This is a genomic window from Neolewinella marina (assembly GCF_002631205.1).
GTDB classification, from domain to species: Bacteria; Bacteroidota; Bacteroidia; order Chitinophagales; family Saprospiraceae; genus Neolewinella; species Neolewinella marina.
Genome location: NZ_PDLO01000011.1, coordinates 12081 through 24305 on the forward strand (window position 1 = coordinate 12081; position 12225 = coordinate 24305).

Annotated in this window: 9 protein-coding genes; 2 read left to right on the plus strand and 7 right to left on the minus strand. The window is 62.6% G+C overall.

The window, feature by feature from the left end; all coding sequences use genetic code 11:
- Nucleotides 1-553 precede the first annotated feature (553 nt).
- Both CGL56_RS17160 and CGL56_RS17165 read right to left on the minus strand, forming a co-directional pair.
- The gene (locus CGL56_RS17160) at nucleotides 554-1453 is read right to left on the minus strand and encodes a bile acid:sodium symporter family protein (protein ID WP_099107817.1); all 900 of its coding nucleotides are present in this window, start codon (nucleotides 1451-1453) and stop codon (nucleotides 554-556) included.
- Between the two features lie 12 nt (nucleotides 1454-1465).
- On the minus strand, nucleotides 1466-2101 hold the full coding sequence (locus CGL56_RS17165) for a class I SAM-dependent methyltransferase (protein ID WP_099107818.1): 636 nt from the start codon (nucleotides 2099-2101) through the stop codon (nucleotides 1466-1468).
- Between the two features lie 1248 nt (nucleotides 2102-3349).
- Here CGL56_RS17165 and CGL56_RS17170 point away from each other — a divergent pair.
- Nucleotides 3350-4693, plus strand: coding sequence for a T3SS (YopN, CesT) and YbjN peptide-binding chaperone 1 (locus CGL56_RS17170; protein ID WP_099107819.1), 1344 nt, complete (start codon nucleotides 3350-3352; stop codon nucleotides 4691-4693).
- A 6-nt stretch (nucleotides 4694-4699) separates the two neighbouring features.
- On the opposite strand, the gene CGL56_RS17175 is transcribed toward CGL56_RS17170, so the two are convergent.
- The gene (locus CGL56_RS17175; protein WP_099107820.1) at nucleotides 4700-5857 is read right to left on the minus strand and encodes an acyl-CoA dehydrogenase family protein; all 1158 of its coding nucleotides are present in this window, start codon (nucleotides 5855-5857) and stop codon (nucleotides 4700-4702) included.
- Nucleotides 5858-6048: 191 nt separating this feature from the next.
- Between CGL56_RS17175 and CGL56_RS17180 the strand changes: the two genes are divergently transcribed.
- On the plus strand, nucleotides 6049-7728 hold the full coding sequence (locus CGL56_RS17180) for a CotH kinase family protein (protein WP_099107821.1): 1680 nt from the start codon (nucleotides 6049-6051) through the stop codon (nucleotides 7726-7728).
- A gap of 15 nt (nucleotides 7729-7743) precedes the next feature.
- On the opposite strand, the gene CGL56_RS17185 is transcribed toward CGL56_RS17180, so the two are convergent.
- From CGL56_RS17185 to CGL56_RS17200, 4 genes are all read right to left on the minus strand, one after another.
- On the minus strand, nucleotides 7744-8457 hold the full coding sequence (locus CGL56_RS17185) for a hypothetical protein (protein WP_099107822.1): 714 nt from the start codon (nucleotides 8455-8457) through the stop codon (nucleotides 7744-7746).
- On the minus strand, nucleotides 8454-9005 hold the full coding sequence (locus CGL56_RS17190) for a class I SAM-dependent methyltransferase (RefSeq protein WP_143470777.1): 552 nt from the start codon (nucleotides 9003-9005) through the stop codon (nucleotides 8454-8456). Before CGL56_RS17190 ends, CGL56_RS17185 begins: the two co-directional genes overlap by 4 nt.
- 46 nt (nucleotides 9006-9051) lie before the next feature.
- Complete coding sequence (locus CGL56_RS17195; RefSeq protein ID WP_099107824.1) at nucleotides 9052-10413, minus strand: dihydrolipoamide acetyltransferase family protein; 1362 nt, start codon at nucleotides 10411-10413, stop codon at nucleotides 9052-9054.
- 155 nt (nucleotides 10414-10568) lie between these two features.
- Nucleotides 10569-12062 carry a competence/damage-inducible protein A gene (locus tag CGL56_RS17200; RefSeq protein WP_209280356.1) on the minus strand — a complete coding sequence of 498 codons (1494 nt, stop codon included), beginning with the start codon at nucleotides 12060-12062 and terminating at the stop codon, nucleotides 10569-10571.
- Between the last annotated feature and the right edge of the window lie 163 nt (nucleotides 12063-12225).

Below are 12225 nucleotides of genomic sequence, written 5' to 3' on the forward strand. Positions count from 1 at the left end.
AGCGCAGTGAGCCGCCAATCGGAAATGGTAATTCTCAACCGGCCCTGGAAGGGACGGCACCCGAATTAGCGGGGTCAATTCCGAGGGAACCGAGTAATGGGCCTCGCGGGGATAAGGGGGATTTACGATTTCTGATTTACGATTTGGCTACCGCACGGCTCCGCTCGCTGCGCTTGTGGACATGGGATGTTGTCGGAACCTGAGGAGATATGCGATTCTCGATTCTCGATACTCGATTCTCGATTTGGCTACCGCACGGCTCTGCTCGCTACGCTCGTCGTCGGGCCTGGAGGCCCTCACCCCGCCCCCTCATCCCAGGCCCTGACATAGTGCGCAGCGATCTACCCCATAATGGTACATGGTACCTCGTAAATGGTAAATCCACCCGGCCCTGGAAGGGACGGCACCCGAATTGGCGGGGTCAATTCCCAGGAATGGGCCTCGCGGTCAATGGGCGTGAGGCAACCGAATCGGGCCTGGAGGCCCTACACCCGGCCCCGGAGCGAGCGGCCCCGTAAATGGTAAATCAATCTTCCCCACCAGCGAGGCGCCATCAATCCAGATCAATGAGTCCCCACCCAAACGCAAGCAGGGAGCCCAGCGTCAGGTGGACGATGCCCCAAAGGATGGATACGGCCGTAACCCCGCCCAGGGCGGGGAAGAAGGCGATGCCGAGCCCGATGGCCAGCGCCACGTTCTGGAAGGCCACCTCAATGACGACGGCGCGGCGTTCCGCTGCCCGTAGGCCCGCCAAACGCCCAAGTCCCCAGCCCAGCCCAATGGCAACGAAGAAGGTGACCAGAACCGGGACCAGGGCCAGCTTGGCCAATAGCGCCAGGGAGTTGAAGTTGCTGCCAATCAACAGGGTAACAATCACGCCGAAAATGACGCCCGCGCCAAGCCGCACCTTTCCCCGTATGCGGCCGGCCGTGTTGGGACGGGTGTCACGGAGTAGCATGCCCGCCGTAACTGGGAGCAACAGCATGATCACCAGGGTAAGGGCCGTTCGGCGCGGGTCCATACTGATGTGCTGAAGGATTTCCAGGGTTGAAGGGTTCCGGGAGGCCCAGAAAGTAAACAGCAAGGGGGTGAGTAGGATACTGAAAAGGGTAGAGGCTGTCGTCATACTAATAGAGGTAGCCACGTCCCCCCGGGCCACACCGGTGAGGTAATTTGACAGGGCACCTCCGGGACAACAGGTCACCAGCAACAGCCCAAGCGCAATACTCGGGACATTGGTCAGGTACATACCGGCCAAAAAGGCGACCGCGGGTAGAATAACAAATTGGGCGATAAGCCCGATGATGGGGGATTTGGGCCGCTGGAGCACATTGCGCAGATTCTCCCAGGTCAGGTCCAGGGATACGGCAAAAACCAGGAATCCCACCATCAGACTGACCAGCAGGCCGATGCGGGGATTAAAATTGAAGGGGATCTGGTTGATAGCATCCATACGCCACGCCAGTTACTTAACAACCGCCTTTTCTCCCAGCATGCAGTTGGCCCCAAAGCGTACCGCATCGTTGCGTTCAGTCCTGGAGTGCACAAAACCCGCGTCACGAAAGGCCTGTTGCAGGTCCGCCAATGGGTGGAGATAAAAACCTGTGGCCCGTACCGGCTTGAATTTCATGAAGTTTTCTCGCACGGGGAAGGTCACGGCGGCCCGCCCGCCGGGTTTGAGTACCCTGTACATCTCCCTGAACACAGCCCCCGGATCTGCGATAACGTAGGCCGTAGCCACGGTACAGGCCTTGTCGAATACGTCCGCGGCGAAGGGGAGGGCATCGCCGGCCGCCAGGTGCAATTGCACTTTGCCCCGCGAAATGGCGGCGGCATTCTTTTTGGAGGCCATTTCGATCGCAGTTTGTGAAATCTCGACTCCGGTCACGGTGCCTCCGGGTGCCCTTTGCAGAAGTAATTCTATGTTTGCTCCGTTCCCGAAGCCTATTTCGATGATGTGGTCATCGGGTTTGATGTCCATCAAGCTCAGTGTCCACCGGGCATGCGCGATGGTGTTTCTCGTCATCCAGGCGAACAGTATCTTACCGAATAGGCCCTGCGGGTATTGCATTTGCTTGCCGATCGCTTCGAATAAGTTCATCGTTCGGCGGTTTTGTATATAAGATACGGGAATTCAGGCCTGTTGTCAATGACCTCCCGGCCGGGTAGGAGAGGTCCGCCCGAGACGAGCGCCGGCGAGAAGCAACCTGCGGCAGCCAAATCGTACCTCGTGAATGGTAATTCTCAACCGGCCCTGGAAGGGACGGCCCCGAATTAGCGGGGTCAATTTCGAGGGAACCGAGGAATGGGCCTCGCGGTCAATGGGCGTGATGCGTCGAAATCAGGCCTGGAGGCCCTCACCCCGCCCCCTCATCCCGGGCCCTGACATAGTGCGCAGCGATCTACCCCGTAATGGTACATGGTACCTCGTAAATAGTAAATCCGCCCGGCCCTGGAAGGGACGGCTCCCGAATTAGCGAGGTCAATTTCGAGGGAACCGAGGAATGGGCCTCGCGGTTAACGGGCGTGATGCGTCGAAATCGGGCCTGAACACCCTCCACCCGGGTAGACACGACCGCAGTGAGCCGCCAATCGGAAATGGTAATTCTCAACCGGCCCTGGAAGGGACGGCTCCCGAATTAGCGGGGTCAATTCCGAGGGAACCGAGGAATGGGCCTCGCGGGGATAAGGGGGATTTACGATTTCTGATTCTCGATTTTGCTACCGCACGGCTCCGCTCGCTGTGCTTGTGGACATTGGATGTTGTCGGAACCTGAGGGGATATGCGATTCTCGATTCTCGATACTTGATTCTCGATTTTGCTACCGCACGGCTCTGCTCGCTACGCTCGTCGTCGGGCCTGGAGGCCCTCACCCCGCCCCCTCATTCCGGGCCCTGGCCTAGTGCGCAGCGAGCTGCCCCACAATGGTACATGGTACCTTGTAAATAGTAAATCCACCCGGCCCTGAAAGGGACGGCACCGAATTAGCGGGGTCAATTCCCAGGAATGGGCCTCGCGGTCGAAGGGCATGATGCGTCGAAATCGGGTCTGGACACCCTCCACCCGGGTGCGCACGAACGCAGTGAGCAGAGCCATAAATCGGAAATGGTACTTCGGAAATGGTAAATGGTAATTCCCCCCACCCGGCCCTGGAAGGGACGGCCCCGAAATAGCGGGGTCAATTCCGAGGGAACCGAGGAATGGGCCTCGCGGTCAATGGGCGTGATGCGTCGAAATTGGGTCTGGAGACCCTCCACCCGGGTGCGCACGAACGCAGTGAGCAGAGCCGTAAATCACAAATCGGAAATCCCACCCCCCCCTCCCCAACCCCGCCGTATCTTTCCCCCGATGAGCATCTGGGATACCCTCTTCAGCCGCAGCGTCGGGCGGGCCGACGGTGACGAGCCGGACCACCACTTCGGCCGCTACACCGATGCGTACAAGTCGCGGGAGAACTACGCCGCCTGGGATGCCGCCATCGATGCCTTCGAGGAGGGGGAATTCCTGCAGAGCTGCACCGCCTTTATGGCCTATCTCTACGACCGCCAGGAACACAACGTGAAATGGAAGCGGGAGGACGGCACCCTCTACTTCGAATTCTACCAGGGCAGCAAGCGGGTCACGGGCTTCGCCGACCGCGAGCAACTGCGGGCCTCGGCCCGCATCGCGCGGCTGAACCGCACCGACGCCGAGCTGCTACGCCGCCTCACGGCCATGAACTACGAGTTGAAGTACAGCCGCTTCGGACTGGACGAGGACAACTGCCTCACCATCATCTTCGATACGCCGGTACACGACGCCAGCCCCCACAAGCTCTACCACGCCCTGAAGGAAATGGCCCAGCGGGCCGACAAGCAGGATGACCTCCTGCTCGAAGAGTTCAGCGGATACCTGAGCCCGGTGGAGGTGACCCACCTCGAGCCCCTCTCCCATGAGCTGAAGGGCATCAAACTGGGGTTCCTGAGGGAACAGATCCAGGCCCTCATCGACTACCTCGCCTCCAACGCCATCAACCCGGAGGAGCACCCCGGCGCCGTAGCCTACCTGCTGCTCGATCTCGTGTACCGCCTCGACTACCTGCTGCGCCCCGAGGGCCACACCATGGAGGCCCTGGAGCGGATGCACCGCATGTACTTTGCCCGGGAGGAGGAGCCCCAACCCGTGACCTACAAGAACGTCCGCCTGCTCGGGGAGCTCCAGGAACTGCTGCAACGGGCCCCGGAAAGCTTTGCCGAGGAACTCTACGCCGGCAAGTACACCTTCGGCATCACCCTGCCGGCAAGCCACGATCGCCTGGCCAGCCTCATCAACAATGAGCTGCCGAATATGGACTGGTACCAGGACAACGGCTACGCCCCCGTGGCTCGCGCCATCCCCGGATACATCGCCGGCTACGCCCTGTTCAATTACGCCGTGCCGCCGCCCGACCGCGAACTGCTGCACCTGTACTACCGGGTGACGGAGAACGATTACTTCCAGCGGCTGGGGTATACCCAGTCCTTCGTCGATCGCGACGGCCGCCCCGCCCGCCGGGCCATTCGGACCGCCGTCACCGAGATCGCCGAACGCCACCGCGCCGACTACCCCCAGCTCCGCCCTGCCGTCTCCCAACTGAATTTTAGCGACCTCACCGAGTTCAGCCGCAGCTACCTGGAGATGATCCGCAACCTCGAGCTGGGGCAGCGGCCGTAGGATCGTTTACTCTACGTACAGGCCACCCTTCAGTACGCCCCGGCTGATCACGATCTTCTGCACCTCGCTGGTGCCCTCGTAGATCTGGGTGATCTTGGCGTCGCGCATCAGCCGCTCCACGTGGTATTCCTTCACGTAGCCGTAGCCGCCGTGCACCTGTACGGCTTCCACCGTGTGCTTCATGGCCGCGGCACTGGCGAACAACTTCGCCATGGCACCGGCCTGGTCGTAATTACCGCCGGATTGCTTCAGCCAGGCGGCGCGGTAGACGAGCATGCGGGCCGCCTCGATGTCGGTGGCCATGTCGGCCAGCTTGAAGGCGATGGCCTGGTGGTGGGCAATGGGCTTGCCGAAGGCCTCCCGCTCCTGGGAGTAGGCCACGGCCAGTTCGTAGGCCCCGCCGGTGATGCCGAGGGCCTGGGCCGCGATGCCGATGCGCCCGCCGGAAAGGATCTTCATGGCGAACTTGAAGCCAAAGCCGTCCGCCCCGATGCGGTTCTCCTTCGGCACCTTCACGTTGTTGTACATGATGGTGTGGGTGTCGCTGGAGCGGATGCCGAGCTTGTCCTCCTTGGCGCCGATCTCCACCCCTTCCCATTCGGTATCCACGATGAAGGCGTTGATGCCGTGGTGGCCGGCCTCGGGGTTGGACTGGGCAATGACCAGGTGAATGCGGCTGGTGCCACCGCTGGTGATCCAGTTCTTTGTGCCGTTGAGCAGGTAGTGGTCGCCCTGGTCCACGGCCGTGGTACGCTGGTGGGTGGCGTCGGAACCGGCCTCGGGTTCGCTCAGGCAGAAGCTGCCGATCCATTCGCCGGTGGCCAGCTTCGTCAGGTATTGTTGTTTCTGTTCCTCGGTGCCGTAGGCCTCCAGGCCGGAGCACACCAGGCTGTTGTTCACCGACATGATGACCGAGCAGCTGTTGTCCACCTTCGAGATCTCCTCCAGGGCCAGCACGTAACTGATGTAGTCCAGCCCGCTGCCGCCGTACTCGGGGCTCACCGTCATGCCCAGGAAACCCATCTCGGCCATCTGCCGGATCTGCTCGGTGGGGTAGGTCATGTGGGTATCGCGCTCGATGACCCCGGGCTTGCATATCTGCTGGGCAAAATCACGGGCGGCCTCGCGTACGGCAAGGTGTTCTTCGGTGAGTTGGAAATTCATGATCGGCTTGGTTTAGGGGTGGTGAAAATAGCGAAAATTCGCAAGGTGATTGCGGCGGCGCGCGGGTGCCGGGGAACGGTCGGGCTCCCGCGCCCGCCGGGAAATTCCGTAACCTCCAGTTCCGGAAATCGGCATAAACCGGCAACTTAGGGGACGACACCCGATCACCCTGCCCATTAATTGACTTTCCCATGAAAGGCATTTTTACCACCCTTCTGCTCTCGGCTACCTTTCTGCTACCCGCCCAGGATACCCTCCACCTGCCGGCCACCCACGCCGCCTACGACGCGGTCGACAAACTGTTGCTGATCCAGATGGCCGGACCGGACTCCTTCCCCCCGCCCGAAGTGATCGCCACCCCGACATTCACCGCCACCTTCCCGGAGGCACCCGCCTTGTTGAGGTTCGACAGCAGCTACCAGGTAGTCACCTCGGCGGCGGAAACCCTTACAGTGGCCTTCACCCCCCTGCCCCTTTTCCAGATCCACAGCGCGGAGGAGATTATCCGGGAGGGAAAGGTGCCCGGCAGCATTTCCTATGCCTTCGGGGCGGACAGCCTCACTTCCCCAATCGGGGTGAGGTACCGGGGCAGTTTTACCCTGCGCTACCCCAAGAAGTCGCTGGACCTGGAGTTCCGTGAGTGGCAGGACCGCGACGAGAGCCGCGACGTACAGTTCCTCGACCTGCGTGAGGACGACGACTGGGTACTCGATGCCCTCTACAACGAGCCCTCCCGCGTCAACGCCTACGTCGGCCACAAGCTGTGGCTAGACCTTCATTCCCCCAGCTACGCCACCGAGGAACCGAAAGCCAGGGCGGGGGCCGACGTTGCCTTCGCCGAGCTCTTCCTCAACGGCCGCTACCACGGGCTATATATGCTCAGCGAGCAGGTGGACCGCAGCCAGCTCAAGCTGAAAAAGTACGACGACGATGCAGGGGTGCGCGGCGAACTCTACAAATCGGAGGAGTACACCATCGCTACCAGTTTCCAGGGCGTACCGAACGAAACGCCGGTAGACGACGACTGGGCCGGCTGGGAAGTGAAGCACCCGGACGAAGACGAGGTCGACTGGGACCGGCTGCGCCAACTGATCCGCTTCGTCGCCAATACCCCCGACGCCGAGTTCCGGGCCGCCGCGGACCAGCACTTTGACCTGGAAAACCTCATCGACTACCTACTCTTCGTGAATGGGCTGTCGCTGACCGACAATATGTCCAAGAATACCTACCTGGCCCGCTACGATACCGACTATCCATACTTCTTCGCCCCCTGGGACCTCGACGCCGGCCTCGGCAACCGCCACGACGGTACCCGCCAGGAATCGGCCACCACCTGGCGCACGAACCAACTGTTCACTCGCCTGAGCGAACTCGATGCGGCCGACTTCAACCAGCAGCTCTGCAACCGGTACACCGAGCTGCGTACGGGGCTACTGCGGCCCGATTCCTTGGAGGCCCGGGTGACCAACGCCATGGACGTCCTGCAAAGCAGCGGCGCCTATCGCCGTGAAGCCCGGCGTTGGCCGGAGCTTCTGGATTTCAGTGAGGACCAGGTATCGTTCACCCATTCCTTCATCCAGGAACGCATCGACTTCCTGGACGGCTACGTCTGCAACCTCTCCACACCCACCACGGATCCGCTGCTGGCTGATGCCCAGGCCCTGAGGGTGTATCCCAACCCATCCCGGGCCTATCTCATGGTTGAAGGTATAGCCGGCCCGGCGCCCTACGGCCTGTATTCGGTCGCGGGTCGGCGGGTACTGAGCGGTGAACTGTTCGGTCCGGGGCGCATCGCGCTGCCCGAACTGCCCGCGGGGCTGTACTTTCTCCGGGTGGGCCGGCAGCTGGCGAGGGTCGTCATTGGTGGCTGAACGCCGGTGTGGCGCTTACTCCGGTTCTCCCGCAAATTCTGACATGGGCATTCTCCGAACCAACCGGGCACCCGCGACCCCGCCCGCCCCGAGGTCGCGGCGGTACTCGACCAGCCCCAGCCCCTCGGCGTAAATCTCGTAGCCGGTGAAGGTGGGACTGATGTCGCCCAGCTCCGGATCGCGCTGACTTACCTCCCCGCGCAGGTCGAAGACCACGGCCCGCCGCTCCTCACCGAGCACCGTCAGGGTCGTATCGCGGCGGTAGTAGCGGTTGAGGGAGACGAAGTTCTGGCCGTCGCTGTTCTCCGGCACCCGGAAGCGCACCCGGTAGCCGCTGGCCAGCCCGTCGTTCGGATAGAAGGGGAATACCCGGTCGTAGAGCACCTCGGTTTCCACTTGTTGCCGTTGGCCGCTCGGGCCGGGGGGGTAGAGCGTCAGTTGCTCCAGGTGTATGCCCTCGTTTCTGACGCGCTCCGTGGAGACCTGCACCGGGGTAATCCCGTTGGCGTAGCGGGTGGCGCTGAGGTAAAGGGCCGTGTCGCGGTCCAGACCCAGGTAATACCAGTATTCGAAGGGTTCCTGGTTCACGTCGCCGGTATTCTGGTAGGCGTACACCAGTCCGTCGGTGAGCTCCCGCACGGGATAGTAGTAGTCGCGGATGTCCTCCTCGTCGGCGCAGCCGAAAAACAGGGGCAGCAGGAGGAGGTAAAGCCACCGCCGCTGCCTCATTTCGTGCAGTAGAGTACCCAGGCCGGCGGGAGGTTCAGGTAGACGCGGCGCGCGTCGACCTTTCCGAAGGCGCGCTCGTAGTAGGATTTCGTTTTCAGGCTGTAGTGCACCTGGTTGTAGCAGCCTCCTTCCCGCAGGTTGTCGCGGGCGGCGGTGACGATGCGGCGGCCGAGGTCTTCGGGCAGGGCGGCGAAGGGGATGGCCGAGACAATGTGGTCGGCCCGGTCAGCGCCGATGCGGTCCAGCCAGTGGCGGATATTTTCGGCACTGTCCTGGGCCACCACCAGGCGGGGGTCGCCGATGGCGCGCATGTCGTCGCAGAGGTCTTCGCTCACCTCGAAGGCGATCACCTTCCCTTCGGGGTGGAGGCGTTCCAGCAGGTGGCGGGTGATGACGCCGTCGCCGGCCCCGAGCTCAACGATGGTGCGGGCGGTGCGGAAGTCGATGCGGTCGATGGCGGCTTTGCAGAGGGCCGGGCTGCTGCGGGTGATGGTGCCCGTGGTACCGATGTTGCGCAGTCCCTCGAGCAGGAATGATAGTGTGCTCATGCTGTTACGTTCCAACCACGAAGCGTGGCGGGCGGGAAAAGGTTCGCTATACGTCGCTGCGCTGGGGGTCGAAGGCCTCCAGGTAGTCGCCGATGCGTCGCAGGAAAGAGCCACCGAGGAAGCCGTCGACCACCCGGTGGTCGTAGCTGAGGCTCATGTACATCATCTGGCGCACGGCGATCAGGTCACCGTATTCGGTCTCCACCACGGCGGGTTTCTTGCGGATGGCGCCCACGGCCAGGATGGCCACCTGGGGCTGGTTGATGATGGGGGTGCCCATGACGTTGCCGAAGGTGCCCACGTTGGTCACCGTGAAGGTGCCGTCCTTGATCTCCTCGGGCTTCAGCTTGTTCTGGCGGGCGCGGCTGGCCAGGTCGTTCACCCGCTTGGTGAGGCCCATCAGGTTCAGCTGATCGGCGTTGCGGATCACGGGTACGATCAGGTTGCCGCTGGGCAGGGCGGCGGCCATGCCGATGTTGATGTTGGCCTTCTTGATGATTTTGGTGCCGTCGACGCTGACATTGACCAGGGGGAAGTCCTTGATGGCCTTGGCCACGGCCTCGATGAAGATCGGGGTGTAGGTGATCTTCTCGCCGTGCTGCTGCTGGAAGTTCTTCTTGACGCGTTCCCGCCAGTTAACGATGTCGGTGACGTCGACCTCGATGAAGCTGGTTACGTGGGGGCTGGTGCGCTTGCTGTCGACCATGTGGTCGGCGATGAGCTTGCGCATGCGGTCCATCTCGATGATCTCATCGGAAGAACCGGAGGCAAGGCTGCCAGCTGGTGCGACAGGGGGGCGGGGGGGAAGGGTTGTCGCGGAGGTTCCAGCCGTTGGTGCAGCCTTGCCAGGACCGGTTATGAAGCGGTTATCGCGCCGCTTCAGGTAGGCCTGAATGTCTTGTTTGTTTACCCGGCCGCCATTACCCGTGCCGGGGATCTGGTCGAGCTCGGCCTGGCCGATGCCCTCCTTCTCCGCAATAGTACGAACTAGCGGGGAATAAAAACGACCATTTTCCTGCTTTTCTGTGGCTTCTGCCGGCTCCTGGGCGGGCGCGGCCGCGGGTGCCGGGCTGGGGGTGGCCGCCGGGGCCGCCGCGGTGGGTTCCGGTTCCGGAGCCGCATCCTCGGGCGGGGCAACGCTGGGGGAGGCCTCTACTTCGGCGCCGGCCTCCGTCTCGATCAGGGCAATTACTTCTCCCACGGCCACCGTGGTGTCGGGCTCGAAGCGGATCTCCTTGATGGTGCCGGCGACGGGGGCGGGCACCTCACTGTCGACCTTGTCGGTGGCAATCTCCAGCACGGTTTCGTCTACTTCGACGGTGTCGCCCACCTGCTTCACCCAGTTCAGGATGGTTGCTTCGATGATGCTTTCGCCCATCTTGGGCATTATGAGCTCTACTTGGGCCATGGTTGTACTTTGGTTTTTGCCGGCTGGTCAGGCCGCGATCGACTAGGGGACAGCAAATTTAGTGGGTAGCGCCGACATTATCCGTTGCGCCCGCTTCAGCCGGCAAGCTGCCCCCGAGCCGGGAACCGAAGATGGCCTGACGGCGGAAGCCGTCGCTACTTTTTACGGATCGGTCGACGCTTGGGCTTGGCCTTCACCTCCTCCTGGGGCTTCGTTTCCGTCTCCGCTTTTGGCTTGGCCTTTGCTTTTGGCTTCGGCTTAGTGGCGGCCTTGGGGCTCCGTTTGGCCTTCGCGGGAGCCTTGGGTGTTGCTTCGGCTTCGGGTTGGGGGTCGACTTTGGGGGTTGCTTTCGCCCTGGGCTTGCGCTTGGGTTTCGGCTTGGCTTTGGGCTGGGGGGCGGGATCCGGCACGTCGGTCAGCTCCAGCCGCAGCAGGTTGAGGGCGTGGTGGCAGGTGTAGGTGATGTTCCGGGCGCGGTCCTTGCCATTGCGGAGCAGCTTGGTGCGGGTGCCGTTGGGGGTGGCCAGGGCGATCCAGATGGTGCCAACGGGCTTTTCCTGGGTGCCGCCGCCCGGACCGGCGATGCCGGAGGTGGCCAGGGCGTAGGTGGCTCCCAAGCGTTCGCGGGCCCCTTCGGCCATGGCGGTGACGGTTTCCTCACTCACTGCACCGTACTTGTCCAGGGTTTCTTCGGGTACGCCCAGGGCGCCCATTTTCACGTCGTTCGAGTAGGCGATGATGCCCCCCAGGAAGTGCTTGCTGGAGCCGGGGTGGATGGTGATCATGTGGCCCAGCGCCCCGCCCGTACAGCTTTCGGCGGTGGCCACGGTTTGCTCACGCTCCTCGAGGCGCCGACCGACCATGGAGGCGAGGTTGTCGTTGCCGTAGCCGTAGACGAGGTTGCCGAGGGCGCCTTCGATGTGGTTGCGGTATTCGTCGAGTTGGGCCTGCAGCAGGGCCTCGACCTGGCCGCGGGCGCTCAGGCGCAGGCGCACGGTGCCGGTGTCGGGGAGGTAGGCCAGCGACATATTCTCGGGCAGGTTATCCTCGATCCGCTCGAGCCGCTCGGCGATGGTGCTCTCGCCGGCGCCGGCGGTGAGCAGGGTGACGGAGCGCAGCAGCTCGGCGTCGAGGTTACGCTTCTGGATCCGGCGGATGACCTCGTGTTCCATCAGGTAGACCATCTCGTGGGGGACGCCGGGCATGGAGACCACGATCTGGTCTTCCTTTTCCAGCCAGAGGCCGGGGGCGGTTCCGTGCTCGTTGGGCAGCACCTTGGCGCCGGTGGGCAGGCGGCACTGTTGGCGGTGGTGCTCGGTGCATTCCCGACCGAGGCGGGCGTATATCTTCTGCAGCCGCTTCCAGGTGGGGTTGTGGAGGCGGAGCTCGGCGCCGAAGTAGTCGGCCAGCACCTGCTTGGTGATGTCGTCCTTGGTAGGACCGAGGCCGCCGGTCATCAGGACCAGGTCGGACTGCTGCAGGGCCCGCTCCAGTCCGCCCATAATGGCCATCCGGTTGTCGCCCACGCTCAGGTGCTCTACCACGGTGATACCTTCCGCGCTGAGGGCGGCGGCCATGAAGGTGGCGTTGGTATCGATGACCTGGCCGATGAGGATTTCGTCGCCGACGGTGAGAATGGTTGCTTGCATAAACAGACAATGGGTGAACACGGGTAGGCCAAAACAGACCGCAACGGACCGGTGGCATCCGTAACGGAAAACACAATTGTAATACCATTGAGCATTTAAGGGGCGATAAAAGTTCAATCCGCGGGTCGGAGACTCCCCCCGGGAGCCGTGCAGCAGCCCTTAC

What these genes read in the sequence shown, in the direction of transcription:
- CGL56_RS17160 (WP_099107817.1), bottom strand. Translation starts at nt 1,453, where the DNA reads ATGGATGCTATCAACCAGATCCCCTTCAATTTTAATCCCCGCATCGGC.
- CGL56_RS17165 (WP_099107818.1), bottom strand. Translation starts at nt 2,101, where the DNA reads ATGAACTTATTCGAAGCGATCGGCAAGCAAATGCAATACCCGCAGGGC.
- CGL56_RS17170 (WP_099107819.1), top strand. Translation starts at nt 3,350, where the DNA reads ATGAGCATCTGGGATACCCTCTTCAGCCGCAGCGTCGGGCGGGCCGAC.
- CGL56_RS17175 (WP_099107820.1), bottom strand. Translation starts at nt 5,857, where the DNA reads ATGAATTTCCAACTCACCGAAGAACACCTTGCCGTACGCGAGGCCGCC.
- CGL56_RS17180 (WP_099107821.1), top strand. Translation starts at nt 6,049, where the DNA reads ATGAAAGGCATTTTTACCACCCTTCTGCTCTCGGCTACCTTTCTGCTA.
- CGL56_RS17185 (WP_099107822.1), bottom strand. Translation starts at nt 8,457, where the DNA reads ATGAGGCAGCGGCGGTGGCTTTACCTCCTCCTGCTGCCCCTGTTTTTC.
- CGL56_RS17190 (WP_143470777.1), bottom strand. Translation starts at nt 9,005, where the DNA reads ATGAGCACACTATCATTCCTGCTCGAGGGACTGCGCAACATCGGTACC.
- CGL56_RS17195 (WP_099107824.1), bottom strand. Translation starts at nt 10,413, where the DNA reads ATGGCCCAAGTAGAGCTCATAATGCCCAAGATGGGCGAAAGCATCATC.
- CGL56_RS17200 (WP_209280356.1), bottom strand. Translation starts at nt 12,062, where the DNA reads ATGCAAGCAACCATTCTCACCGTCGGCGACGAAATCCTCATCGGCCAG.